At 75.6% G+C, this 24,611-nt stretch carries 22 protein-coding genes; 19 read left to right on the top strand and 3 right to left on the bottom strand.

The annotated features are described in order from the left end of the window. Window positions 1-168 precede the first annotated feature (168 nt). The gene (locus ACI79O_RS01525) at window positions 169-1,083 is read left to right on the top strand and encodes a heme o synthase (RefSeq protein WP_456886186.1); all 915 of its coding nucleotides are present in this window, start codon (window positions 169-171) and stop codon (window positions 1,081-1,083) included. Between the two features lie 189 nt (window positions 1,084-1,272). Here the strand turns inward: ACI79O_RS01525 and ACI79O_RS01520 are convergent, their stop codons facing one another. Further along, window positions 1,273-2,202, bottom strand: a complete 930-nt coding sequence (locus tag ACI79O_RS01520; RefSeq protein ID WP_456913179.1) for a COX15/CtaA family protein — start codon at window positions 2,200-2,202, stop codon at window positions 1,273-1,275. Window positions 2,203-2,412: 210 nt separating this feature from the next. Between ACI79O_RS01520 and ACI79O_RS01515 the strand changes: the two genes are divergently transcribed. From ACI79O_RS01515 to ACI79O_RS01470, 10 genes are all read left to right on the top strand, one after another. After that, complete coding sequence (locus ACI79O_RS01515) at window positions 2,413-4,953, top strand: ATP-dependent Clp protease ATP-binding subunit (protein ID WP_456886182.1); 2,541 nt, start codon at window positions 2,413-2,415, stop codon at window positions 4,951-4,953. Between the two features lie 93 nt (window positions 4,954-5,046). Then, window positions 5,047-5,859 carry a helix-turn-helix transcriptional regulator gene (locus tag ACI79O_RS01510; RefSeq protein ID WP_456913178.1) on the top strand — a complete coding sequence of 271 codons (813 nt, stop codon included), beginning with the start codon at window positions 5,047-5,049 and terminating at the stop codon, window positions 5,857-5,859. After that, window positions 5,856-7,298: a Fe-S cluster assembly protein SufB gene (gene sufB / locus ACI79O_RS01505; protein ID WP_456886180.1), complete on the top strand. Its 1,443-nt coding sequence runs from the start codon at window positions 5,856-5,858 to the stop codon at window positions 7,296-7,298. Before ACI79O_RS01510 ends, sufB begins: the two co-directional genes overlap by 4 nt. Next, window positions 7,298-8,608 (top strand): Fe-S cluster assembly protein SufD, encoded by a 1,311-nt coding sequence (sufD, locus tag ACI79O_RS01500; protein WP_456886178.1) that lies wholly within the window; start codon window positions 7,298-7,300, stop codon window positions 8,606-8,608. The genes sufB and sufD overlap by 1 nt, the downstream gene beginning before the upstream one ends. Before the next feature lie 3 nt (window positions 8,609-8,611). Beyond that, window positions 8,612-8,965 carry a Rieske (2Fe-2S) protein gene (locus tag ACI79O_RS01495; RefSeq protein ID WP_456886176.1) on the top strand — a complete coding sequence of 118 codons (354 nt, stop codon included), beginning with the start codon at window positions 8,612-8,614 and terminating at the stop codon, window positions 8,963-8,965. A 15-nt stretch (window positions 8,966-8,980) separates the two neighbouring features. Then, on the top strand, window positions 8,981-9,754 hold the full coding sequence (gene sufC / locus ACI79O_RS01490) for a Fe-S cluster assembly ATPase SufC (RefSeq protein WP_456874197.1): 774 nt from the start codon (window positions 8,981-8,983) through the stop codon (window positions 9,752-9,754). Further along, window positions 9,751-11,082 carry a cysteine desulfurase gene (locus ACI79O_RS01485; RefSeq protein ID WP_456886172.1) on the top strand — a complete coding sequence of 444 codons (1,332 nt, stop codon included), beginning with the start codon at window positions 9,751-9,753 and terminating at the stop codon, window positions 11,080-11,082. The genes sufC and ACI79O_RS01485 overlap by 4 nt, the downstream gene beginning before the upstream one ends. Continuing rightward, on the top strand, window positions 11,082-11,549 hold the full coding sequence (sufU, locus tag ACI79O_RS01480) for a Fe-S cluster assembly sulfur transfer protein SufU (RefSeq protein WP_456874195.1): 468 nt from the start codon (window positions 11,082-11,084) through the stop codon (window positions 11,547-11,549). The genes ACI79O_RS01485 and sufU overlap by 1 nt, the downstream gene beginning before the upstream one ends. Further along, entirely contained in the window at window positions 11,546-11,926 is a 381-nt protein-coding gene (locus tag ACI79O_RS01475; RefSeq protein WP_456886168.1) for a metal-sulfur cluster assembly factor, read from the top strand. Before sufU ends, ACI79O_RS01475 begins: the two co-directional genes overlap by 4 nt. Window positions 11,927-12,454: 528 nt before the next feature. Next, window positions 12,455-13,648: a site-2 protease family protein gene (locus ACI79O_RS01470; protein WP_456913177.1), complete on the top strand. Its 1,194-nt coding sequence runs from the start codon at window positions 12,455-12,457 to the stop codon at window positions 13,646-13,648. Window positions 13,649-13,658: 10 nt separating this feature from the next. On the opposite strand, the gene ACI79O_RS01465 is transcribed toward ACI79O_RS01470, so the two are convergent. Both ACI79O_RS01465 and ACI79O_RS01460 read right to left on the bottom strand, forming a co-directional pair. Further along, window positions 13,659-15,503, bottom strand: a complete 1,845-nt coding sequence (locus ACI79O_RS01465; RefSeq protein WP_456913176.1) for an SCO7613 C-terminal domain-containing membrane protein — start codon at window positions 15,501-15,503, stop codon at window positions 13,659-13,661. A 45-nt stretch (window positions 15,504-15,548) separates the two neighbouring features. After that, on the bottom strand, window positions 15,549-17,654 hold the full coding sequence (locus ACI79O_RS01460; RefSeq protein WP_456913174.1) for an SCO7613 C-terminal domain-containing membrane protein: 2,106 nt from the start codon (window positions 17,652-17,654) through the stop codon (window positions 15,549-15,551). A 131-nt stretch (window positions 17,655-17,785) separates the two neighbouring features. On the opposite strand from ACI79O_RS01460, the gene ACI79O_RS01455 reads away from it, so the two are divergent. From ACI79O_RS01455 to ACI79O_RS01420, 8 genes are all read left to right on the top strand, one after another. After that, complete coding sequence (locus ACI79O_RS01455; protein WP_456874189.1) at window positions 17,786-19,387, top strand: ABC-F family ATP-binding cassette domain-containing protein; 1,602 nt, start codon at window positions 17,786-17,788, stop codon at window positions 19,385-19,387. Window positions 19,388-19,436: 49 nt separating this feature from the next. Next, a complete protein-coding gene (locus ACI79O_RS01450) occupies window positions 19,437-19,820 on the top strand; it encodes an MmcQ/YjbR family DNA-binding protein (protein ID WP_456874188.1) in 384 nt (127 codons plus the stop codon). A 172-nt stretch (window positions 19,821-19,992) separates the two neighbouring features. After that, window positions 19,993-20,223, top strand: coding sequence for a helix-turn-helix domain-containing protein (locus ACI79O_RS01445; RefSeq protein ID WP_456874187.1), 231 nt, complete (start codon window positions 19,993-19,995; stop codon window positions 20,221-20,223). Then, the gene (locus ACI79O_RS01440) at window positions 20,220-20,993 is read left to right on the top strand and encodes an enoyl-CoA hydratase/isomerase family protein (protein ID WP_456886158.1); all 774 of its coding nucleotides are present in this window, start codon (window positions 20,220-20,222) and stop codon (window positions 20,991-20,993) included. The genes ACI79O_RS01445 and ACI79O_RS01440 overlap by 4 nt, the downstream gene beginning before the upstream one ends. 76 nt (window positions 20,994-21,069) lie before the next feature. Beyond that, a complete protein-coding gene (locus tag ACI79O_RS01435; protein ID WP_456913173.1) occupies window positions 21,070-22,962 on the top strand; it encodes an ABC transporter ATP-binding protein in 1,893 nt (630 codons plus the stop codon). Between the two features lie 43 nt (window positions 22,963-23,005). Beyond that, a complete protein-coding gene (locus ACI79O_RS01430) occupies window positions 23,006-23,473 on the top strand; it encodes an SgcJ/EcaC family oxidoreductase (RefSeq protein WP_456886154.1) in 468 nt (155 codons plus the stop codon). Beyond that, on the top strand, window positions 23,470-24,294 hold the full coding sequence (locus ACI79O_RS01425; protein WP_456913172.1) for a sulfurtransferase: 825 nt from the start codon (window positions 23,470-23,472) through the stop codon (window positions 24,292-24,294). Before ACI79O_RS01430 ends, ACI79O_RS01425 begins: the two co-directional genes overlap by 4 nt. Before the next feature lie 29 nt (window positions 24,295-24,323). Beyond that, entirely contained in the window at window positions 24,324-24,602 is a 279-nt protein-coding gene (locus ACI79O_RS01420) for a hypothetical protein (protein WP_456886150.1), read from the top strand. Window positions 24,603-24,611: the final 9 nt, after the last annotated feature.

Below are 24,611 nucleotides of genomic sequence, written 5' to 3'. Positions count from 1 at the left end.
GTCCGCGCGGCGTCAACGTGATCAGACCCTAGTCATCCCGAGCCGCCGGCGGGGTGCCCGAGGGATACAGTGGGCAGCGTTCATCCCCCGGTTCGAAGGGACCCCCGTGCTGTCCTCGTGCCCGGTGGTGCCCTGGCGCCCGTGGGTGCGCGCGGGAGAGGTCGTCAGGTGACGGCGCTCTCCGAGCGCCCGGCCGTCTCCGCCCGCCGCCTGCCCGCCGTGGTGGGCGCCTACGTCGCGCTGACCAAGCCGAAGCTCGTCGAGCTGCTGCTGGTGACGACGCTGCCGGCGATGATGATGGCGGCCGGCGGGTGGCCCTCCTGGCGGCTCGTGGGCGCCACGCTGGTCGGCGGGATGTTCGCCGCGGGGGCGGCCAACGTCGTCAACTGCTGGTACGACCGGGACATCGACCGGCTGATGTCGCGCACCCGCAACCGGCCCATCCCGGCCGGGGTGGTGTCCCCGCGGGCGGCGCTGGTCTTCGGGGCGGTCCTGGCCACGGCGTCGCTGGCCATCCTGTGGTTCGAGACGACGCCGCTGGCCACGGCGCTGGCCGCGGTGGCGATCCTGGCCTACTCCGTCGTCTACACGATGGTGCTCAAGCGCCGGACCCGGCACAACACGGTCTTCGGGGCGTTCCCCGGGGCCGCGCCGGTGCTCATCGGCTGGGCGGCGGTGACCGGCTCGCTCGACTGGCCGGCGCTGGCCTTCTTCGCCGTCGTGTTCTGCTGGCAGATGCCGCACTTCTGGGCGCTGGCCAGCCGGTACCGCGAGGACTACGCCCGGGCCGGGGTCCCGATGCTGTCGGTCGTCGCCGGTCCGGCGAGCGTGGGCCGGCAGTCGGTCGTGTGGGCGTGGGCCACGCTCGGGGCGACCCTGCTCATGGGGTCGTTGAGCCCCGTCCTGGGCTGGGCGTTCGCCATCGGCGGCGGACTCCTCGGCGCCTGGTACGTCGCCGAGTCCCACCAGTGGCTCGGCCGCATCCTGGCCGCGGTCCCGGGCCGGCCGATGCGGCTGTTCTCGGTGTCGATCACGCACATGACGCTGCTGTCGATCGCGATCGCCGTCGACGTCCTCCTCTGAGCACTCCGGCGACCCCGCCGTCCGCCGGGAAGCGCCCAGTGGGTCATCCGGTGTGGTCACGGGACCGCGATGACGACGGCAGCGCACTTCTCGACGCGACCGTGCGCACCTCGCTGCCGCCGGGCGCAGCGGCCTCCGGTCGGGCACCGCGGGGTGGGGCCGGCGCGGGAGTGAGGCCGGCCCCGCGGCTCAGCGGACGGCGGCGGTGGGGACGGCGGCGGCGTCGAGGGGCTGCTCGCTCGCCGGGCCGCGGACCGACCACGCCAGTCGCGCGGTGTACACGGTCACCAGCACCGCGCCGAGCATGTGCAGCAGCACCAGCAGCACCGGCAGGTGGGTGAAGTACTGCACGAAGCCGACCACGCCCTGCAGCAGCTGCACGACCAGCAGGTCGCGCGCGGCCCGGCGCACCCGGCCGGGGGAGTCCATGGCGTGCAGCGCCACCAGCAGCGCGACGGTCAGGCCGACGAGCAGGAAGACGGCGTCGGCGTGCAGCTGGCTGACCGTCTCGGGGTCGAAGCCCATCCGCCCACCCGAGGGGGCGCCGGTGTCGTCGAGGTCGCCGCTGTGCGGGCCGCTGCCGGTGACGATCGTGCCCAGCACCAGCACCGCGGCGGTCACCGCGGAGATCCCGCCGACCAGCAGCGCGATGGGACGGCGGACCAGCGGCTGGCCGACCCCGGGTTCCCGCGACCGCAGCCACAGCACCGTGGACACCGCGACCAGTACCGACGACAGCAGGAAGTGCGCGGCCACCGTCCACGGGTTCAGGCCGGTCAGCACGGTCACCCCGCCGAGCAGCGCCTGCGCGGGGATGCCCAGGAACGCGACGACGGCGAGCGTGCGCAGGTCGCGGCGGCCGGAGCGGAAGACGGCGACGACGGTGGCGATCGCGACCGCGGCGAGCACGAAGGTCAGCAGCCGGTTGCCGAACTCGATCGCGCCGTGCCCGGCCAGCTCCGGAGTGGCCACGAAGCTCTCGTCGGTGCACCGCGGCCAGGTGGGGCAGCCCAGCCCCGAGCCGGTCAGCCGGACGGCGCCGCCGGTGACGACGATCGCGCCGTTGGCCACCAGGTTGACCAGCGCGATCCGGGAGACGAGGGCAGAGGGGACCCGCACGGCCCGATGCTAGCCGCGCGCGGGCGCCGTCCCGGTTCGCTCAGGGCAGATCACAGCGGGGAAGCAGCGGGGCCCGGCCGGGCGCTGCACCCCCTCGGCAGCGGCCGACGCGCCGCGCCCGGTGACGGTGCCCCATCACGGGTACGGGCTCCCCGACGGGAGACCTCCGGCGAGCACCTCCCGACCGACCCGACTCCCTGGACGTGAGGCATGACCACCCCCTTCTTCCCCGGCCCCTACGGGAGCCCCTTCGACGACTTCTTCGCCCGCTACCTCGGCGGCGGGCAGGGCGTCCCGCGCCAGCGTGTCGACATCACCCAGTTCCTCAGCCAGCAGGCGCGCGAGCTGGTCAACGCCGCGGCCCACCAGGCGGTGGCCACCGGCAGCGCCGACCTCGACACCGAGCACCTGCTGTGGGCGATGACCGGCGACGAGACCACCCGCGCCTTCCTCTCCCGCACCGGCGCCGACCCCGACCGGCTGCGCAGCGAGCTCGACGGCCAGCCGCTGCGCGGCGAGCCGCGGGACGAGGCGCCGTCCCTGACGCCGGCCGCCAAGCGCGCCCTGCTCGACGCCCACCGGGTGTCGCGCGCCCTGGGCAGCACCTACATCGGCCCCGAGCACCTGCTGTTCGCCCTCGCCGTCAACCCCGACTCCCCGGGCGGCCGGGTGCTGCGCGAGCGCGGCGTCACCCCGGAGGCCCTCCAGCAGGCCGCGACGGGTGCCCCGCAGCCCGGCGGCGGGCGGCCCGGCGGCCCCGGGCAGGGGCAGCAGTCGAGCACCCCGACGCTCGACGAGTTCGGCCGCGACCTCACCGAGATGGCCCGCAACGGGCAGATCGACCCGGTGATCGGCCGCGAGTCCGAGATCGAGCAGACCGTCGAGGTCCTCTCGCGGCGCCGGAAGAACAACCCGGTGCTCATCGGCGAGGCCGGCGTCGGCAAGACCGCGATCGTCGAGGGCATCGCCGCCCAGATCGTCGAGGGCGACGTCCCGGAGACGCTGCGCGGCCGCCGGCTGGTCGAGCTCGACCTCACCGGCCTGGTGGCGGGCACCCGCTACCGGGGCGACTTCGAGGAGCGGCTCAAGAAGGTCATGGACGAGATCCGCGAGCACTCCGACGAGGTGATCGTGTTCATCGACGAGCTGCACACCGTCGTCGGCGCGGGCGCCTCGGAGGGCTCCGGCGGTGCGGGCAACATGCTCAAGCCGGCCCTGGCCCGCGGCGAGCTGCACATCATCGGCGCGACGACGCTCGACGAGTACCGGCGGAACATCGAGAAGGACGCGGCGCTGGAGCGCCGGTTCCAGCCGATCCTGGTGACCGAGCCCAGCGTCGAGGACACCGTGCAGATCCTCTGCGGCCTGCGCGACCGCTACGAGGCCCACCACCAGGTGCGCTTCACCGACGACGCCGTCCGGGCCGCCGTGGAGCTCTCCGACCGCTACGTCACCGACCGGCACCTGCCCGACAAGGCCATCGACCTCATCGACCAGGCCGGTGCCCGGGTGCGCCGGCGGGTGAAGACCCCGCCGACCGACCTGCGCGGCCTCGAGCAGGAGGTCGACCGGCTGCAGCGGGAGAAGGACCAGGCGGTCGCCGCGGAGCAGTACGAGCGCGCCGTCGAGCTGCGCGACCAGCTCGCCCAGGCGCAGGCGCGCCTGGAGGAGGCCCGCAGCGGCGGTGGCCGGTCCGGCGTCCCCGAGGTCGGCGTCGAGGACGTCGCCGAGGTGGTGTCGCGGCAGACCGGCATCCCGGTGGCCCAGCTGACGCAGGAGGAGATGGCGCGGCTGCTGCAGCTCGAGGAGCACCTGCACGGGCGGGTGGTCGGCCAGGACGACGCCGTCCGCGTGGTGGCCGAGGCCGTCCGCCGCTCCCGCGTGGGGCTGGGCGACCCCGACCGGCCGATCGGGTCGTTCCTGTTCCTCGGCCCGACCGGCGTCGGCAAGACCGAGCTGGCGCGGGCGCTGGCCACGGCGCTGTTCGGCGACGAGGACCGCATGATCCGGCTGGACATGAGCGAGTTCCAGGAGCGGCACACGGTCAGCCGGCTGGTCGGCTCCCCGCCCGGCTACGTCGGGTACGAGGACGCCGGCCAGCTCACCGAGGCGGTGCGCCGCCGCCCCTACTCGGTGGTGCTGCTCGACGAGATCGAGAAGGCCCACCCCGACGTCTTCAACACCCTGCTGCAGGTGCTCGACGACGGCCGGCTCACCGACTCGCAGGGCCGCACGGTCGACTTCAGGAACACCGTGCTGATCATGACCAGCAACCTCGGCTCCGAGCTGATCCAGGGCCGCAACGCCCCGCTCGGCTTCGGCACCGGGGACGCCGCGGCCGCCGACGCCGGGCTGCGCGACCGGCTGATGCGGCGGCTGCGCGAGTCGTTCCGGCCGGAGTTCCTCAACCGGATCGACGAGATCGTGGTCTTCCAGCAGCTGGAGAGCGACCAGCTGCAGCAGATCACCCGGCTGCTGCTCGACGAGACCCGCCGACGGCTGGCGGCGCAGGACATCGCGGTGACCTTCACCGACGAGGCGGTCGCCTGGATCGCCGAGCGCGGCTTCGAGCCGCAGTTCGGCGCCCGTCCGCTGCGCCGGGCGATCCAGCGGGAGGTCGACAACCCGCTGGCGCGGCTGCTGCTCGACGGGCGGGTCGGCCCCGGCCGGCACGTGGTCGTCGGTGTCCGGGACGGCGCGCTCGACCTGTCCGTCGAGGACGCCGAGCCGGCGGCCGCCGCCCAGGCGTGACCCGGCCCACCAGGCCCTGACCAGCGCGGTCAGGGCCTGGTGGGTTAGGGCGACCTTGCTTGCGGGGTCCCCGAAATAGGTCACAATCGTGTTGTGGAAACCAGCACGGCGCCGGCGGGGACGGGACGGGCCGACGACGTCCGCACCCGCGACCGGGTGACCGCGCTGCTGCTCGAGCACGGCCCGCAGACCGCCAGCGAGCTCGCCGGCCGGCTGGGCGTCAGCCCCGCCGCGGTGCGCCGCCACCTCGACGCGCTCGCCGCCCGCGGCCGCGTGGAGGAGCGGGCGGCGCCGAGTGCGCACCGGGGGCGGGGCCGGCCCGCCCGGCGCTTCCACCTCACCGACGCCGGCCGTTCGGGCTTCGCGCACGCCTACGACGACCTCGCGCTCACCGCGCTGCGCCACGTCGCCGCCTCGGGCGGTCCCGACGCCGTCCGCGCCGTCGCGGAGGCGCAGCTGGCCGGCCTGGAGCGGCGGGCCTCCGACGCGGTGGCGCGGGCCGCCGGGGCTCCGGTCGACCGCGCCCAGGCGCTCGCCGAGGCGCTGACCGCCGAGGGCTACGCTGCCTCGGCCTCCGCGATCGCCAGCGGCGGGCAGCTGTGCCAGCACCACTGCCCGGTGGCGCACGTGGCCGCGGAGTTCCCGCAGCTGTGCGAGGTCGAGACGGCGGTGATCGGCCGGCTGGTGGGGACGCACGTCCAGCGGCTGGCGACCATCGCCCACGGCGACGGCGTGTGCACCACCCACATCCCCGGGCCCGCACGCGCGCGGGCTCACACCGGCGCGGGGAACACACCGGGCCCCGCGCGCCCTGTACCCGGTGAGCGTGCAGCGCGGGTCCCGCGCCCCGCACCGTCCACCACCAGCAGCACCCCCACGAGCGACCGGGAGAGGACGCCCGCATGACCAGCACCCAGCAGCCGGTGACCGGCACGCCGCTGACGCAGGACGAGCAGATCGACCAGCTCGGCCGCTACCAGTACGGCTGGGCCGACGCCGACGTCGCCGGGGCCTCCGCCCGCCGCGGCCTGGACGAGGACGTCGTCCGGGACATCTCGGCGCGCAAGAACGAGCCCGAGTGGATGCTCGAGCGCCGGCTCAAGGCCCTCAAGCTCTTCGGCCGCAAGCCGATGCCCGACTGGGGCTCGGACCTGTCCGGGATCGACTTCCAGAACATCAAGTACTTCGTGCGCTCGACCGAGGCGCAGGCCACCTCGTGGGACGAGCTGCCCGAGGACATCAAGAACACCTACGACAAGCTGGGCATCCCCGAGGCGGAGAAGCAGCGGCTGATCGCCGGTGTCGCGGCCCAGTACGAGTCCGAGGTCGTCTACCACAAGATCCGCGAGGACCTCGAGGAGCAGGGTGTCGTCTTCCTCGACACCGACACCGCCCTCAAGGAGCACGAGGACCTCTTCCGCGAGTACTTCGGCTCGGTCATCCCGTCCGGCGACAACAAGTTCGCCGCGCTCAACACCGCGGTGTGGTCGGGTGGCTCGTTCATCTACGTGCCGAAGGGCGTGCACGTCGAGATCCCGCTGCAGGCCTACTTCCGGATCAACACCGAGAACATGGGCCAGTTCGAGCGGACGCTGATCATCGTCGACGAGGGCGCCTACGTGCACTACGTCGAGGGCTGCACCGCGCCGATCTACAAGTCGGACTCGCTGCACTCCGCGGTCGTCGAGATCATCGTCAAGAAGAACGCCCGCTGCCGGTACACGACCATCCAGAACTGGTCGAACAACGTCTACAACCTGGTCACCAAGCGGGCCGTCGCCCACGAGGGCGCGACCATGGAGTGGATCGACGGCAACCTCGGCTCCAAGGTCACCATGAAGTACCCGGCGGTCTGGATGACCGGCGAGCACGCCAAGGGCGAGGTGCTCTCCATCGCCTTCGCCGGCGAGGGCCAGCACCAGGACGCCGGCGCCAAGATGGTGCACGCCGCCCCGAACACCTCCTCGACCATCGTGTCGAAGTCGGTGGCCCGCGGCGGGGGCCGCACGTCCTACCGCGGCCTGGTCCAGATCGACGAGGGCGCGTCCGGGTCGAGGTCGACGGTCAAGTGCGACGCCCTGCTGGTCGACACGATCAGCCGGTCGGACACCTACCCCTACGTCGACGTCCGCGAGGACGACGTCGCGATGGGCCACGAGGCGACCGTCTCCCGGGTCAGCGAGGACCAGCTCTTCTACCTGATGAGCCGCGGCCTGTCCGAGGACGAGGCCATGGCGATGGTGGTGCGCGGCTTCGTCGAGCCGATCGCCCGGGAGCTGCCCATGGAGTACGCCCTCGAGCTCAACCGCCTGATCGAGCTGCAGATGGAAGGTGCCGTCGGCTGATGACCGACCCGAACACCACTGGCCTCACCACCGAGTCGGCCACCCTCGCCGGCGAGCTGTTCGGCGAGGGGGTGGGCACCCAGGCGGGCCCGCCGGCCGTCCCCGCGGCCGGCACCGGCACCGCCGGGCAGGCGGCCCCGGGCGCGCACTCGCACGGCGGCACCGCCCCGACGGGCTCGCCGGCCGAGCGGTTCACCTCGACCGACCCCGATGCCTTCGGCGTGCCCACCGGCCGCGAGGAGGTCTGGCGCTTCACCCCGATGCGCCGGATCCGCCCGCTGCTCGACGGCGCCCCGTCCGACGCGCACCTCGCCTGGGATCCCGACCTGCCCGAGGGCGTCGAGCTGACCTCGGTCGACGCCGACGACCCGCTGCTCAAGGGCCTGCCCGAGCCGGTCGACCGGCTGGCCGCGCTCACCCGGCAGCGCAGCGGCGGCGCCGCCGTCGTCCGCGTGGCCGCGGAGGCCCGGCCCGACCGGCCGGTCACGCTGCGGCTGTCGGGCACCGGGTCCGACGAGGTCGTCTGGGGCCAGCTGGTCGTCGAGGTGGGCGCGTTCGCGGAGGCGACCGTCGTCCTCGACCACGCGGGCCTGGCCCGGTACAGCGGCGGCGTCGCGGTCCTCGTGGGCGACGGCGCGCAGGTCACCGTCGTCTCGGTCCAGGACTGGGCGCCCGGTGCGGTGCACGGCGGCCAGTTCGACGCCGTCGTCGGCCGCGACGCCACCTTCCGGCAGGTCGTGGTCACCCTCGGCGGAGACCTCGTGCGGCTGGTCAGCAACGTGCAGTACGCCGGCCCCGGCGGGACCGCCGAGCTGTTCGGCGTCTACTTCTCCGACGAGACCCAGCACCAGGAGCACCGGCTCTGGGTCGACCACGCGGTGCCCAACTGCACCAGCAACGTGCTCTACAAGGGCGCGCTGCAGGGCGAGGGCGCGCGCACGGTGTGGATCGGCGACGTCCGCATCCGCCCGGCGGCCACCGGCACCGACACCTACGAGCTCAACCGCAACCTGGTGCTCACCGACGGCGCCCGCGCCGACTCGGTGCCCAACCTGGAGATCGAGACCGGCGAGATCGTCGGCGCCGGCCACGCCAGCGCCACCGGCCGGTTCGACGACGAGCAGCTGTTCTACCTCTGCTCGCGGGGCATCGACGCCGAGACCGCCCGCCGCCTGGTGGTCCGCGGCTTCTTCGCCGACGTCGTCCAGCACATCGGGGTCGACGAGCTGCAGGACCGCATCATGCGCTCCATCGAGGCGCGCCTGGGGGCCCTGCCGGGCCTCGACGAGCAGCCGGTCGAGGTGGCCTGACACATGGCCTTCGAGCGGGTCTGCGCCCTCTCCGACGTCCCGGAGAACGGGGCGCTGCGGGTGGAGCTGGCCGACCTCGACGTCGCCGTCGTCCGGTTCGAGGGCGAGGTCTACGCGGTCCAGGACGTCTGCTCGCACGCCGAGGTCCCCCTGTCCGAGGGTGACGTCGAGGAGTTCGACGGCGCCCCCACCATCGAGTGCTGGCTGCACGGGTCCTGCTTCGACCTGCGCACCGGCGAGCCCACCAACCTGCCGGCCACCGAGCCGGTCGACGTCTACCCGGTCCGCGTGCAGGGGGAGGACGTGCTCGTCGACACCGAAGCCGACGGCAGCCTCCCGCTCGCGGCCGGCAACTGAGGAGCGAGAAGAGAAGTGTCGGTTCTGGAGATCCGCGACCTGCACGTCACGGTCGGCGAGGGCGACGACGCCAAGGAGATCCTCAAGGGCGTCGACCTGACCGTCCGGTCGGGCGAGACGCACGCGATCATGGGCCCCAACGGGTCGGGGAAGTCCACGCTGGCCTACTCGATCGCCGGCCACCCGAAGTACACGATCACCGGCGGCACGGTGACCCTCGACGGCGAGGACGTCCTCGCGATGAGCGTCGACGAGCGCGCCCGCGCCGGCCTGTTCCTCGCCATGCAGTACCCGGTCGAGGTCCCCGGCGTCTCGGTGTCGAACTTCCTGCGCACCGCGGCCACCGCGGTCAAGGGCGAGGCGCCGAAGCTGCGCACCTGGGTCAAGGACGTGCGCGACGAGATGACCGCGCTGGAGATGGACCCGGCGTTCGCCGAGCGCAACGTCAACGAGGGCTTCTCCGGCGGTGAGAAGAAGCGCCACGAGATCCTGCAGATGCGGCTGCTCAAGCCGAAGATCGCCGTCCTCGACGAGACCGACTCCGGCCTCGACGTCGACGCGCTGCGGGTCGTCTCCGAGGGCGTCAACCGCACCCGCGAGGAGGGTGACGTCGGCGTCCTGCTGATCACCCACTACACGCGGATCCTGCGCTACATCACGCCGGACTTCGTGCACGTGTTCGTCGGCGGCAAGGTCGTCGACGAGGGCGGCAAGGAGCTCGCCGACAAGCTCGAGGCCGAGGGCTACGCCGCCTACGTCAAGGGCTCGAAGGAGACCGCGAAGGCATGACCTCGACCGTCTCGCGTCCCGCTGCCGGGGCGCAGAAGCAGCCCCTGCCCCTGGACGTCGAGGCGATCCGGGCGGACTTCCCGATCCTGTCGCGCACCGTGCGCGACGGGAAGCGGCTGGTCTACCTCGACTCCGGGGCCACCTCGCAGAAGCCGCGGAGCGTCCTCGACGCCGAGCGCGACTTCTACGAGAACCACAACGCCGCCCCGCACCGCGGCGCGCACCAGCTCGCCGAGGAGGCCACCGGCCTCTACGAGGCGGCGCGGGCGAAGGTCGCCGGGTTCATCGGCGCCGCCGTCGAGGAGGTCGTGTTCACCCGCAACACGACCGACGCGGTCAACACCGTCGCCTACGCGCTGTCCAACGCCGCCACGGCCAAGGAGCCGTCCTTCCGCCGGTACGCCGTCGGCCAGGGCGACGAGATCGTCGTGACCGAGATGGAGCACCACGCCAACCTGGTGCCCTGGCAGCAGCTGTGCGAGCGCACCGGCGCCACGCTGCGGTGGCTGGGCCTCACCGACGACGGCCGGCTCGACCTCTCCGACCTCGACACCGTCGTCACCGAGCGCACGAAGCTGGTCGCGGTCACCCAGCAGTCGAACATCCTGGGCACGATCAACCCGCTCGAGCCGATCGTGGCGCGGGCGCGGGAGGTCGGCGCGCTGGTGCTGGTCGACGGCGCGCAGTCGGTGCCGCACCAGCCGGTCGACGTCGCGGCGCTGGGCGCGGACTTCCTCGTCTTCTCCGGCCACAAGATGCTCGGGCCCACCGGTATCGGCGTGCTCTGGGGCCGCTACGAGGTGCTCGACGCGCTGCCGCCGTTCCTGACCGGCGGCTCGATGATCGAGGTCGTGCGCATGGAGGGCAGCACCTTCATGCCGCCGCCGCAGCGCTTCGAGGCCGGTGTGCCGATGACGGCGCAGGCCATCGGCCTCGGCGCCGCCGTCGACTACCTGCAGGCGCTGGGCATGGAGAACGTGCAGGCGCACGAGGAGGCGCTCACCGCCTACGCCCTCGAGCGGCTGCAGGCGATCCCCGGCGTCACGGTGATCGGTCCGCCCGACACCGTCGCCCGCGGGGGCGCGGTGTCCTTCACCGTCGAGGGCATCCACCCGCACGACGTCGGCCAGGTCCTCGACGACCTCGGCATCGCCGTCCGGGTCGGCCACCACTGCGCGTGGCCGGTGGTGCGGCGCTACGGCGTCCCGGCCACCACCCGGGCCACCTTCTACGTGCACACCGGCTACGACGACGTCGACGCGCTGGTGGAAGGTGTGCGGGCGGCGCAGCGTTTCTTCGGAGTGACGCCGGAGGAGGCACCCGCCTGATGCAGCTCGAGTCGATGTACCAGGAGATCATCCTGGACCACTACCGCAACCCGCACGGCCGCGGCCTGCGCGACCCGTTCGAGGCCGAGGTCCACCACGTCAACCCGACCTGCGGGGACGAGGTGACCCTGCGGGTGCACCTGGACGGCGACACGATCGCCGACGTGTCCTACGAGGGCATGGGCTGCTCGATCAGCCAGGCGTCGGTCTCGGCGATGTACGACCTCGTGGTCGGCCGCCCGGTCACCGACGCGCTGGCCACCGGCGAGCACTTCATGACGCTCATGCAGTCCAAGGGCGACCCGGCCGTGGCCGAGAAGCTGGAGGACGAGCTCGAGGACGCCGTCGCCTTCGCGGGGGTGTCGAAGTACCCCGCCCGCATCAAGTGCGCGCTGATGAGCTGGATGGCCCTCAAGGACGCCTCCGCCCGCGCGCTGGCCGCCGCACCGACTGGAGGACAGGCATGAGCGAGACCACCACCGAGCCCACCCCCGAGCTCCCGCCGTACAAGTCGGCGCTCATCGAGGACGTCGAGGAGGCCATGCGCGACGTCGTCGACCCCGAGCTGGGCGTCAACGTCGTCGACCTCGGCCTGGTCTACGGCATCGACGTCGCCGACGAGGGGGAGTCGCAGGTCGCCGTCCTGGACATGACGCTGACCTCGGCCGCCTGCCCGCTCACCGACGTCATCGAGGACCAGGCCCGCCAGGCGCTGACCGGCGGCCCCGGCCCCGGACTGGTGGACGACATCCGGATCAACTGGGTCTGGATGCCGCCGTGGGGTCCGGACAAGATCACCGACGACGGCCGCGAGCAGCTGCGCGCCCTCGGTTTCCGGGTCTAGGGCTGCTCGCCGAGCTCCTGGGCCGACTGGCCGCCGGGGACGCCCCGCCGGCCGACGCGAGTGTCACGACGACTGCCCGCGCCCTCCGGGGCGCGGGCAGTCGTCGTCGGGGGCACCGCCTGGCACGTCCTGGCCGCGGTCGACCACCCCCGCGTCGCCCGGGCGCGGCGGCACCGCACCGACGTCCGGGTGTGGAGGACGCCGGACGGCGCGGGAGTGGTCGTGCTCGGGCGCGGCATCGCGGGGCGGTGGGAGGTCGGTGTGGAGGTCGACCCGGCCGCCCGCGGCCGCGGGCTGGGGACCGCGCTGGCCGCCGCGGCTCCCGGACTGGTGCCCGGGGGCGGGCCGCTCTGGGGCGCCGGTGGCGCCAGCCGACACCGCCTCGCTGCGGGGGTTCCTCGCCGCCGGGCCACCGCCCGGTCTGCGCCGAGGTGCTGTTCGGTCCGTGAGCCGGCGCGCACGTTGTCCGTGGTGCCCCACCGGGTAGGGCGCCAGCGAACCCCTCCCCGCGCGCCCGAGGAGCCCCGCATGACCGAGACCTTCCGCCTGGGCCGGATCGCCGGCATCCGGATCGGGGTGAACGCCAGCGTCCTGGTGATCGTGCTGATCATCGCCGCCGGCCTGGCGCTGGGCCGGTTCCCGCTGGTGCTGCCCGGCCGCAGCGGCCTGGCCTACGCCACCGCCGCGCTGGCCGCCGCGGTGGCCTTCCTCGCCTCGCTGCTGGCGCACGAGCTGGCGCACGCGCTGGTGGCCCGGCGCAACGGGGTGGAGGTGGAGGGCATCACCCTGTGGCTGCTCGGCGGGGTGGCCCGGCTGCGCGGGGGTGCGCGGACGCCGGGGGCGGAGTTCCGCATCGCCGGGGTCGGCCCGTTGACCAGCCTCGTCCTGGGCGGGCTGTTCATGGCCGCCGCGCTGCTGGCCCGCGCCGCCGACGCCGGCGGGCTGCCCGTGGCGGTCCTGGACTACCTCGCGGTGATCAACGTGTCGCTGGCCCTGTTCAACCTGGTACCGGCGGCTCCGCTCGACGGCGGGCGGCTGCTGCGGGCGCTGCTGTGGTGGCGGCGCGGCGACCCGTGGTCCTCGGCGGTGACGGCGTCCCGCGCGGGGCGGTTCTTCGGCTTCGCGCTCATCGCCCTCGGCGCCCTGCAGCTGGTCACCGGCCGGGGGCTGGGCGGGCTGTGGCTGGGACTGATCGGGCTGTTCCTGGTCAACGCCGCGACCGCCGAGGAGCAGCAGGCGCACGTGTCGGCGCGGCTGGGCGGGCTGCCGGTCGGCCGGGTGATGAGCGGCCCGGTGCTGGTCGCCGACCCAGAGCAGCCGGTCGAGCAGTTCCTGCACGAGGTGGCGCTGGCGCACCGCTTCAGCACCTACCCGCTGGTCGACCCCGGCGGCGCGCTGGTCGGCCTGGTCACCCTCAACCGGCTGCGGTCGGTGCCGGCGGCCGCCCGGGCGACGACCCGGCTGCGCGACGTCGCCTGCCCGCCGGCCGAGATCCCGACCGCCCGCCCGGACGAGCCGCTGCTGGACCTGCTGGGCCGGATGCAGGGCTGCACCGACGGGCGGGCGGTGGTCCTCGACGGCGGCCGCGTGGTGGGAGTGGTGTCCCCGAGCGACGTCACGCGCACCCTGCAGCTGGCCGACCTGGCCGCCACCGGCGGTCGTTACCCGTCGGCCGGTGGCGGGGCCGACGTCGCCCCGGTGCCGGACCCCGGAGCGCGCTGAGCGGCCGGGGTCAGCGCATCTCCGACAGCCGCGCGCCGAACCCGGCCACCGGGCGCAGCTCGCGGCGGGCGCCGATCCCGAGCAGCGCCGCGCCCACGAGGAGCGCCCCGCCCAGCGGCAGGGGCAGCGCGACGACGGCCAGCCCCACGCCCAGTACCACCGCGGTGACCGCGCCGGTGAGCAGGGGCGCGCGGACCGCCGTCCGGGCCCCCAGCGCCATGGCGGCCGCGGCCGCCACCAGCACCAGCACGGGGCGCAGCGCGCCGGGCTGCAGCACCGCGGCGACCGTGGACGGCGCTGCGGCGACCACCAGCCCGGGACCCCAGGCCGGCCAGGACGGCCCGTCGAGCAGCCGCGGACCGGCGGCCAGCCAGAGCCCGGCGGCGGCCGGCAGGCTCCACGCCTCGACCGCCGACGCGCCGGTCAGCGCCGCAACGGTCCAGGCCGCGGCCACCAGCTCGGCCGCGCCGGTGCGCCATGCCGCGGCGCCCTCGGGCCCGCCGTCGTCCGGGGTGCGGGTGAGCAGCGCCGCCCAGCCGCAGGTGAGCGCTCCCTGCACCGCCAGGTGTGCGGCGAGGGAGGCCCACGCGGCGTCGACGGCGACCACTGCCAGCGCGGCGGCGGCGCAGACCGCGCCCACCGTGCCGGTGGGACCGCGGACGTCCGGCGCCATCGCGGGCCGGCCGGCCAGCGTGATCGCGTAGAGCCCGGTGAGCGCCACGGCGGCCGCACCGGTCGTCAGCAGGCCGGCCGGGACGGCAAGCAGCGCGGCCCCGGCCAGGCAGCCGACCGCCGTGGGCAGGGCCGTGGGCCGCTCGTCGCGCCGCAGCACGGCGACCCCGGCCACCGGGAGCGCGGTGAGCAGCAGCAGGACCACGAGCGCCGTCCAGCGGGCGGCCAGCGCGAGCTGGGCGACCGCCAGCAGGACCAGCAGGCTCCCGGCCGCGGTGGCTGCCGGCAGCAGCAGGCCGCGCCGCCACCCGGTCAGCGTGGTCGCGGCGACGCTGACCAGCAGCACGCCGAGCTCGCCGGCCAGCGGCAGCGACACCGGGTCGCCGGTGGACAGCGCCGCCCCGACCGCGCCCCCGGCGACGAGCCCGGCGACCACGGGCACCGCCCGCGGCCGGCCGAGCAGCGGCTCGACCGCCCGGACCAGGCGCACCGGCAGCAGCGCGCCCGCGACGGCCACCGTGAGCCCCGCCGCCAGCCAGCGCGCCGGGCCGTCGGCGGTGGCGGCGGTGACCAGCCCGCCCGCGACACCGGCGACCCACCAGGGCCCGGTGGTGACCAGCGCGACGCGGGCGAGCGAGCCCCGCGCGGCCAGCGTGACGCCCAGCCCGGCCAGCGCGACGGTGAGCAGCAGCACCGTCCGCGGCACCGCGTCGGGGACCAGGGACAGCGAGCGCAGCGCCGCCACCTGCACCGCCGCCCAGGCCGCCAGCGGCCAGCTCAGCGGGCGGGGGAACAGGACCCGCAGGCTGACCAGCACCCCCGCCGCGACGAGCGCCGGCAGCGGGCCGCCGTCGAGCGGACGGTCACCGGACGCGGCGCCGGTGAGCGCGAGCGCCGCCGCGGCCGCCGCGCAGGCCTCCTCGGTGCTGCGCAGCCGGGCCCGCGCGGCCAGCGCCGACGCGCAGGCGGCGACCAGCGCCAGCAGCAGGACGCCGATCCGGGCGGCGGCGCCGGCCAGCGACGGTCCGGCCAGTCCGACCGCGATGAGCAGCACGACGCCGACGGCGAGCAGCACCTGCGGCGGGCGCCACCGCGCGGGCAGGGACGGCTCGAGCGGAGCCGGAGCCGCGGCCGGAGCGGGCGGGGCGGAGTAGGGCAGCGGCGGCAGCGGCGCGCCGGTCATCGCCGTCCCTCCCCTCGGTGGTGCACGGCCCCAGGTTGGGGCCGCTCAGCGCATCTGCGCCACCCAGGCCACCGCCTCCCGCGCCTGCTGGCGGCGCCGCTCGTAGGTGGCGCCCACGACGAGCAGGAGCAACCCGGCCGTGGCCAGCGTGATCCAGCGCGGCACCAGCGGTGCGTAGGGCGCCAGCCGCCCGAGGACCACGACGACCAGCGCCCCGGCGCCCACGACGAAGGGCGCCTGCCGGTGGGTGAGCGTGCCGGCGACGGTCAGTGCCGCGGCGGCGGCCACGACGCCGACCAGGCGCACCGCCGTCGGCTCGGCGACCACGACCAGCGCCGAGGGCAGCAGCGCGACCGCCGCCGCGGGACCCTCCGCGGCCCAGGACGCGGCGCCCACCCGCAGTGCCGGGACGGCCAGGAGCAGCAGGCCCGCGGCCGCGGGCAGCGTGTAGACCTCCGGCGTGCCGATGTCGGCGCCGGCCGCCGCGATCCAGCCGGCGAGCACGAGGTCGGCCACGGCCAGGACCGCGACCGGCTGCCGGCGGGCGACGACGGCGTAGCAGCCGGCGGCCGCGCCCACGACGGCGAGGTCGACCGCCATCTGGCCCCACGCCTCGACGTCGGCGGCGACCAGCCCCGCCACCAGGCCCGCGAGGGTCCCGGCGACCGCGGCGGCGGCCTCCTCCGGGGACCCGGCGCGCAGGGCGGCGACCGCGAAGGACGCCGCGCCGACCAGTGCCAGCAGCAGCGCGGCGGGGACCGGGGCGAGCAGCCCGTCCTCCAGCGCCACCAGCACCGCCAGGCCCGGTGCGGCCAGCGCGGCGCCCGTGGCGGCGGGCCGCACCTCCGGGCGCAGCACCGCGGCGAGCCCCGCCGGGACCGCGGCGGCGAGCACCAGCAGCGCCAGGGGCCCGGACCGCCCGTCGTCGGCGAGCACCGCCGCGCCGGCCCCGGCCAGGACGCCGCCGGCGGCCAGCAGCCCGGCGAGCACCGCGGCGGACGCGCCGGGCGGGGCCGCCGCGGTCAGCAGCACCAGGCCCAGCCCGGCCGCGGCGACCGACCCGCCGACCCCGAGCCCCGACAGCGACCCGGCGAGGGCCGCCGCGGCGATCCCGGCGGCCAGGCCCGACACCACCCGCGGCTCGGGGAGGCGCGCCGCGGTCCGGGGGGCGCGCAGCAGCGCGAGGGCACCGGCCGCGCCGGCGGCGAGGACCGCGGTCGCGGCCCAGGAGTCCGGCGCTGCGCCGTCCCAGGCCAGCGGCACGCCCAGCAGCACGCCGGCCCCGGCGACCAGCGCCGCCGCGACCTGCGCGACCGGCTGCAGCACCGGGCGCAGGAACAGCAGCGCGAGGACGTCGAGCAGCGCGGTGCCGAGCAGGACCGCGACGCCGGCGGGGCCGTCGGCGATCCCGGCGGGCAGCAGGAGCCAGCCGGCCGGCTGGGCGGCCAGCAGCGCGACCAGCGGCCAGGTGACCGTGCTGCGCGTGGCACGGCCGAGGGCGAGCGCGGCCCCGCCGACGACGACGCAGGACAGCCCGCTCCACAGCCGCACCGGGACCGTGTCGGCCCCGGCCAGGCCCAGGGCGTGGGCGGCCCCGAGGTCGACGGCGAGCAGCGCGGCACCGGCGGCGGCCAGCGCCTCCTCGGTGGCCCGCAGCCCGCGCCGGGCGGCGAGGGCCGACGCGGCACAGGCGGCGGCCGTGACCGTGCCCATGACGACGGCCTGGAAGGTCACCCCCAGCCGCGTCCAGGCCACCGCGACGAACGCGATCGACGCGGCCACCACCAGCAGGGCACCGAGCCCGAGGAGCACCTGCTGCGGGCTCAGCCGACGGCGCGGCGCCCGCGGCGGACGGGCGGGCGCCACCGCTCGAGGCGGTGGCGGGGGAGCGGCCGGAGCGTTCACGCGGGCGACGACCGGGACGTGCGCCGGGGTGGGGGGAGCGACCGGCGCGGTCCGGGCGGCCTGGCGCAGCGTGGCCACCAGGGCGTCGCGCTCGCGGACGAACTCGTCGATGGTCGCGCCCAGCCGGGCCACCACCGTCGCGGCCTGCCCGACGGCGGGCAGCCCGCAGGTCGGGCAGGGTGCGGGGCCCGGGGCGGCCGGGGTGCCGCAGACGGGACAGGGCGGTCCCCAGGTCGGCGTGCTCATGGCCGGGATGGTGACGCGCGGCGGGCGGCTGCGGAACCGATCTCACCCCGGCTGTGGACACGGCCGGCTGCTGTGGACGTCACCCGGCAATCCGTTCGGGTTCCGGCGGGAATGCGCCTACCCTGGGATCAGTGATCTCGACGACCGGCCTGGAGCTGCGCGCCGGCGCCCGCATCCTCCTGAGCGACGTCAGCCTGCGCGTGCAGGCCGGTGACCGCATCGGGCTGGTCGGGCGCAACGGCGCGGGCAAGACGACCACCCTCACCACCCTCGCCGGCGAGCGCCTCCCGCACGCCGGCACGGTCGAGGTGAGCGGGGAGATCGGCTACCTGCCGCAGGACCCGCGCAGCGGCGACCTCGACACCAGCGCCACCGACCGGGTGCTGTCCGGCCGCGGCCTCGACGTCCTCAAGGCCGACCTGGTCAAGGCGCAGGTGGCCATGGCCGAGCCCGCCGACGACGCCGAGCGCGACCGGGCGGTGCGTCGATACGGCCGGCTCGAGGACCGGTTCGCCGCCCTCGGCGGGTACGCCGCCGAGAGCGACGCCGCGCGCATCTGCACCGCTCTCGGCCTGCCCGACCGGGTCATGGGCCAGCCGCTGCGCACGCTGTCCGGCGGTCAGCGGCGGCGCGTGGAGCTCGCCCGCATCCTGTTCTCCGACGCCGAGACGCTGCTGCTCGACGAGCCCACCAACCACCTCGACGCCGACTCGATCACCTGGCTGAAGGGCTTCCTCGCCGCGCACAAGGGCGGCCTGGTCGTCATCAGCCACGACGTCGAGCTGCTCGACGCCGTCGTCAACAAGGTGTGGCACCTCGACGCCAACCGCGCCGAGGTCGACGTCTACAACCTGGGCTGGAAGGCCTACCTGCAGCAGCGGGAGACCGACGAGCGGCGCCGCCGCCAGGAGCGGGCCAACACCGAGCGCAAGATCGACGCGCTCACCGCCCAGGCGGACAAGATGCGCGCCAAGGCGACCAAGGCCCGGGCGGCGCAGAGCATGGACAAGCGGGCGCAGCGGCTCGCCGCGGGCCTGGAGGCGGTGCGCCAGCAGGACCGCGTGGCCCGCCTGCGGTTCCCCACGCCCGCCTCCTGCGGGCGGACGCCGCTCACCGCGGAGGGGCTGAGCAAGAGCTACGGCTCACTCGAGGTGTTCACCGACGTCGACCTCGCCGTCGACCGGGGTGCGCGGGTGGTCGTCCTCGGCCTGAACGGGGCGGGCAAGACGACGCTGCTGCGCGTGCTGGCCGGCGCCGAGGTGCCCGACACCGGCGAGGTCCGGCCCGGGCACGGGCTGCGGATCGGCTACTACGCGCAGGAGCACGAGACCCTCGACCACGACCGCTCGCTGCTGGAGAACATGCGGGCGGCCGCCCCGCAGAGCACCGACACCGAGCTGCGGCGGATCCTCGGCGCCTTCCTCTTCTCCGGCGAGGCCGCCGACCAGCGCGCCGGGACGCTGTCGGGCGGGGAGAAGACACGGCTGGCCATGGCGACGCTGGTCGTCTCCGGCGCCAACGTGCTGCTGCTCGACGAGCCGACCAACAACCTCGACCCGGCCAGCCGCGAGCAGGTCCTCGACGCGCTGCGCACCTACACCGGCGCCATCGTGCTGGTCACCCACGACGAGGGCGCCGTGCGCGCGCTGGACCCCGACAAGGTCATCCTGCTGCCCGACGGCACCGAGGACGCCTGGAGCGAGGACCTCGCCGACCTCGTCGAGCTCGCGTAGCGCGGCGCGACCGGCACCGGCGCGGCCGACCGGCCGGTAGGAAGGGCCGGTGGCGAGCTGGGACGACGTGCGGCGCATCGCCCTGGACCTGCCCGGCGCCGTCGAGGACGACAGCGGGCGCACGCGGTCCTGGCGGGTGGGCGCGCGGGCCTTCGCCTGGGAGCGCCTGCTGCGCCGCGGCGAGCGGGAGCTGCTCGGGGACCGCGCGCCCGAGGGCCCGGCGCTCGGGGTGCGCACCGCCGACCCGGACGTGGTCGACGCCCTCGTCGCGGCACGTCCCGGGGTCTACTTCACCGTCGCCGGCTACGGACTCCACCCGATGGTGCTCGTGCACGTCGAGCGGGCCGCCGTCGAGGACCTGGAGGAGGCGATCACCGAGGCCTGGTGGTGCCGTGCCCCGCGCCGGCTGCGGGAGGAGCTGCGCGGCCGGTGACGGCGGTCCGCCGCGCATCCCACCTGCCGAATCCCGCCTCGCCTGGCCGAGGTCGCCCGTCTGGGTGATCATCGGTCGGGGAGGCCGCCGTCACGGGGACGTCGGCACCACGCGGACGAGCACCCGGCACGCCGGCTCCGGCCGGCGCGGACGGCGGCGACGGAGGGGAGTCATGGCCGACTCGAGCACGGCGGACCTCGGCAAGGGCAAGCGGATCACCGGCGGGGACCGCACGTCCCTCGCGGACGAGCTCAAGAAGCGCTACGACGGCGGGGAGAGCATCCGCTCGCTCGCCAGCTCCACCAACCGGTCGTACGGCTTCGTGCACCGGCTCCTGTCGGAGTCCGGTGCCACGCTGCGCAGCCGTGGCGGTGCCAACCGGAACAGCAAGAAGACCGCGTGACGGCGGTCGAGACCGACGGCTGGGTCCGCACCAGCCGGGACGGCGCGGTCCTCACCGTCACCCTCGACCGTCCCGACCAGCTCAACGCGCAGACGCCGGCCACCTGGGCGGCGCTGGCGGCGGTGGGGGCCGCGCTCGACGACGACGTCCGCGTCGTCGTCGTGCGGGGCTCGGGCCGCTCGTTCTCCGCCGGGCTGGACCGCAGCCTGTTCAGCGCCGACCCGTCGACGCCCGGCGGGCTCGGTCAGCTGGGCGCGCTGCCGGCCGAGCAGGCCCAGGAGCGCATCCGGTCCTACCAGGCCGGGTTCCGGTGGCTGCGCTCGCCGGGGATCGTCTCGGTGGCCGCGGTGCAGGGGCACGCCATCGGTGCCGGTGCGCAGCTGGCGCTGGCCTGCGACCTGCGGGTGCTCACCGAGGACGCGTCGCTGCGGCTGCCGGAGGCGACCCTCGGCCTGGTGCCCGACCTGACGGGGACCAGCACGCTGGCCGAGCTGGTCGGGTACGCGCGGGCGCTGGAATTGTGTGTCACCGGGCGGCCGGTCGGCGCGGCCGAGGCGCTGTCGTGGGGGCTGGCCAACGCCGTCGTCCCGGCGGCGGAGCTGGAGGGGGCGGTCGCGACGCTGGTCGCCGCGCTCACCGCCCCGCCGGTCGGCGCGGTCCGGGAGACCGCGGCGCTGGTCCGCTCGGCCGTCCGCAACGACCCGCAGGCGCAGGACGCCGCCGAGCGCGCCGCCCAGGCGCGCCGGCTCGCCGAGCTGGCCGGGGGCTGAGGGAACCGGAACAGACGGGGACCGGCCGCCGTTCCACCAGCGGCCGGTCCCCGTCCGGCCGGGAGGAGGTCGTGCCATGAGCGGTCCCATGACCTCCATGGCGGCCATGCGGTCGTTCCGCCGTGACCCGTCGGTCACCTCGCGGGAGCTGCCCGAGGGCACGGTGCGCCGCATCCTGGGCATCGCCCGCCCCTACCGGCGGGAGCTGACCTGGTTCCTGCTGCTGGTCATCGGCTCGTCGGTCATCGGGGTGCTCACCCCGCTGCTGGCCGGCGACATCGTCAACCGCATCGCCCGCCTCGACGGCACCGCGGGCGGCGTCGTCCGGATCGCGCTGCTCATCGCCGGGCTCGCCGTCGTCGACGCCGCCATCTCGCTGGCCACGCGCTGGTACTCCGCGCGCATCGGCGAGGGCGTGATCTACGACCTGCGCGCCCGGGTGTTCGAGCACGTGCAGCGGATGCCGGTCGCGTTCTTCACCCGCACGCAGACCGGCGCGCTGGTCAGCCGGCTCAACAACGACGTCGTCGGGGCGCAGCAGGCGTTCACCTCGACGCTGTCCGGCGTCGTCTCCAACGCCATCGGCCTGGTGCTCACCGCCGGCGTCATGTTCTCGCTGTCGTGGCAGATCACCCTGCTGTCGCTGGTGATGGTGCCGCTGTTCGTGCTGCCCGCCCGCCGCATCGGCCGCCGGCTGCAGGAGATCACCCGGGAGTCCTACGGCCTCAACGCGTCGATGAACGCGACCATGACCGAGCGGTTCAACGTGGCCGGCGCGCTGCTGGTCAAGCTGTTCGGCCGCCCCGACGCCGAGGCCGAGAGCTTCCGCGGCCGGGCGGCGCGGGTCCGCGACATCGGCGTCCTGTCGGCCATGTACGGCCGCACCTTCTTCACCGCGCTGACGCTGGTTGCCGCGCTGGCCACCGCACTGGTCTACGGCCTCGGCGGGTGGCTGGCCTTCGCCGGGTCGCTCTCGCCGGGCGACGTCGTCGCGCTCGCCCTGCTGCTGTCGCGGCTCTACGGCCCGCTGACCGCGCTGTCCAACGTGCGGGTCGACGTCATGAGCGCGATGGTCAGCTTCGACCGGGTGTTCGAGGTGCTCGACCTGCCGCCGATGATCGCCGAGGCGCCCGACGCGGTGCCCGTGCCCGCCGACGACCGGTCCATCGAGTTCGACGCGGTCTCCTTCAGCTACCCGGCCGCCTCCGACGTCTCGCTGGCCTCCCTGGAGGACGTGTCGCTGCCCGAGCACGGCGGGCCGACGGCGGTGCTGCACGACGTGTCGTTCCGCGTCGAGCCCGGTCAGATGGTGGCCCTGGTCGGGCACTCCGGTGCGGGCAAGTCCACCGTCGTCAACCTCGTGCCGCGGCTCTACGACGTGACCGCCGGGACGGTGCGGGTCGGCGGGCTCGACGTCCGGCGGGCCACGCTGGCCTCCCTGCGCGACGCGATCGGCGTCGTCAGCCAGGACGCGCACCTGTTCCACGACACCATCCGCGCCAACCTCCGCTACGCCCGGCCCGACGCCACCGAGGAGGAGCTGTGGTCGGCGCTGACCGGCGCGCGGATCGCGGCCCTGGTCGCCTCGCTGCCCGACGGGCTGGACACGGTGGTCGGGGACCGCGGCTACCGGCTCTCCGGCGGGGAGAAGCAGCGCCTGGCCATCGCGCGGGTGCTGCTGAAGGCGCCGGGGATCGTCATCCTCGACGAGGCGACCGCGCACCTCGACAGCGAGTCGGAGGTGGCGGTGCAGCACGCGCTGGACACCGCGCTGGCCGGCCGGACGTCGCTGGTGATCGCGCACCGGCTGTCCACCATCCGCAGCGCCGACCAGATCCTCGTCGTCGACGACGGTCGCATCGTGGAGTCGGGTACTCACGAGGAGTTGCTGGCGCTCGGGGGGCGGTACGCCGACCTCTACCGGACGCAGTTCGCCGACGGCGAGCGTCGGACGGTCGACGCGGCGTAGCAACTAGCGTTCCTCCTGCCCCAGCTGCACCAGGAGGAGCTCCGTGACGTCCGCCCACCCGTACGACGCCCAGATCCGCTCGCTGTACACCTCCTTCGTCGACGGGTGGAACCGGCGCAGCGGAGCGGCGGTCGCCGCGGTGTTCGCCGACGACGGCGACATGGTCGGGTACGACGGCACCACGGTCAGCGGGCGGCTGTCGATCGCGTCGGACCTGCGGCGGGTGTTCGGCAGCCACCCCACGGCCACCTACGTCGGCATCGTCCGCTCGGTGCGCGCGATCGCCGACGGCGTGGCGGTGCTGCACGCGCACGCCGGGATGATCCCGCCGGGTGAGGACGACGTGGACCCGGGCCTGCACAGCATCCACACGCTGGTGGCGGTCGACGAGGGCGGCGGCCGGTGGAAGACGACGCTGTTCCAGGCGACCCCGGCCGCGTGGCTGGGCCGCCGCGACGCCCGGGACGCGCTGACGGCGGAGCTGCGCGGGCTGCTGGCCACCGCCCGGTGAGCGTGCTGGTCCGTGCCGCGGACCTGCTCGCCGGGCCCCGGCCGGTGCTGCTCGACGTCCGCTGGGCGCTCGGCGACGACCGCGGGCGCGAGCGGTACCTCGCCGGCCACCTGCCGGGTGCGGTCTTCGCCGACCTCGACACCGAGCTGGCCGCGCCGCCGACGGCCGAGGAGGGCCGGCACCCGCTGCCGTCGGTCGCGGACCTGCAGGCCGCGGCCCGGCGGTGGGGGATCCGCACCGGCGACGCGGTGGTCGCCTACGACGCCACCGGCGGGCTGGCCGCCGCGCGGGCCTGGTGGCTGCTGCGCTGGGGCGGGCTCGCCGACGTCCGCTTGCTCGACGGCGGCCTGGACGCCTGGGTGGCCGCGGGCGGGGCGCTCGAGACCGGCGACGTCGTCCCGGAACCCGGCGACGTGGCGCTGACCGGGGGCGGGATGCCCACGCTCACCGCCGACGAGGCCGCGGCGCTGCCGGCCGGCGGCGGGGTGCTGCTCGACGCCCGCGCGGCGGAGCGCTACCGCGGCGAGGTCGAGCCGGTGGACCCGCAGGCCGGCCACGTGCCCGGTGCGGTGAGCGCGCCGACGACGGGGAACCTGGCGCCCGACGGCACGTTCCGCACCGACCTGGCCGGCCGGTTCGCCGCGCTGGGCGTGCGCCCGGGGACGACGGTCGGCGTCTACTGCGGGTCGGGGGTGACCGCCGCGCACGAGGTGGCCGCGCTGGCGCAGGCCGGGATCGAGGCGGCGCTGTGGCCGGGCTCGTGGTCGCAGTGGTCGAACGACCCGTCCCGCCCGGTGGCGACGGGGCCGGATCCGGCCTGAGGACCCGCCGGCGCTGGCATGCTGCCGCCGTGCAGCCCGTCACCGCCCGCCCCACGGGGCCGCTCGTCGTCGCCGCCCTCGCCGGGCTCGCCCACCTGGCCGTCGGGTGGTTCTACCTCGCCGGCGGTCTGGTGGTCCCCGGCGCCGTCCTGGTCCCGCTCTGGCTGCTGTGGCTGGCGCTCGCCGTCTGGCTGGTCCGCCTGGCGGCCCGACGCTCGTGGTGGACGCCGGTGGTCCCCGTGGTCGCCGCGGCCGTGTTCGTGCTGGTGCTGGTCGTGGGTGAGCGGGTGCTCGGCTGGCAGGCCTGACCAGGTGCC

It is taken from the genome of Geodermatophilus sp. SYSU D00696 (assembly GCF_054050235.1).
Note: the sequence above shows the minus strand (reverse complement) of the source record. Positions and strands in the feature narration are given on the sequence as shown.

Excerpts from the sequence above, each read along its gene's own strand:
- ACI79O_RS01475 (WP_456886168.1), top strand. The coding sequence starts at position 11,546 with ATGAGCGAGACCACCACCGAGCCCACCCCCGAGCTCCCGCCGTACAAG.
- ACI79O_RS01515 (WP_456886182.1), top strand. The coding sequence starts at position 2,413 with ATGACCACCCCCTTCTTCCCCGGCCCCTACGGGAGCCCCTTCGACGAC.
- sufD (WP_456886178.1), top strand. The coding sequence starts at position 7,298 with ATGACCGACCCGAACACCACTGGCCTCACCACCGAGTCGGCCACCCTC.
- ACI79O_RS01495 (WP_456886176.1), top strand. The coding sequence starts at position 8,612 with ATGGCCTTCGAGCGGGTCTGCGCCCTCTCCGACGTCCCGGAGAACGGG.
- ACI79O_RS01465 (WP_456913176.1), bottom strand. The coding sequence starts at position 15,503 with ATGACCGGCGCGCCGCTGCCGCCGCTGCCCTACTCCGCCCCGCCCGCT.
- ACI79O_RS01460 (WP_456913174.1), bottom strand. The coding sequence starts at position 17,654 with ATGAGCACGCCGACCTGGGGACCGCCCTGTCCCGTCTGCGGCACCCCG.
- ACI79O_RS01445 (WP_456874187.1), top strand. The coding sequence starts at position 19,993 with ATGGCCGACTCGAGCACGGCGGACCTCGGCAAGGGCAAGCGGATCACC.
- ACI79O_RS01485 (WP_456886172.1), top strand. The coding sequence starts at position 9,751 with ATGACCTCGACCGTCTCGCGTCCCGCTGCCGGGGCGCAGAAGCAGCCC.
- ACI79O_RS01470 (WP_456913177.1), top strand. The coding sequence starts at position 12,455 with ATGACCGAGACCTTCCGCCTGGGCCGGATCGCCGGCATCCGGATCGGG.
- ACI79O_RS01435 (WP_456913173.1), top strand. The coding sequence starts at position 21,070 with ATGAGCGGTCCCATGACCTCCATGGCGGCCATGCGGTCGTTCCGCCGT.
- sufB (WP_456886180.1), top strand. The coding sequence starts at position 5,856 with ATGACCAGCACCCAGCAGCCGGTGACCGGCACGCCGCTGACGCAGGAC.
- sufU (WP_456874195.1), top strand. The coding sequence starts at position 11,082 with ATGCAGCTCGAGTCGATGTACCAGGAGATCATCCTGGACCACTACCGC.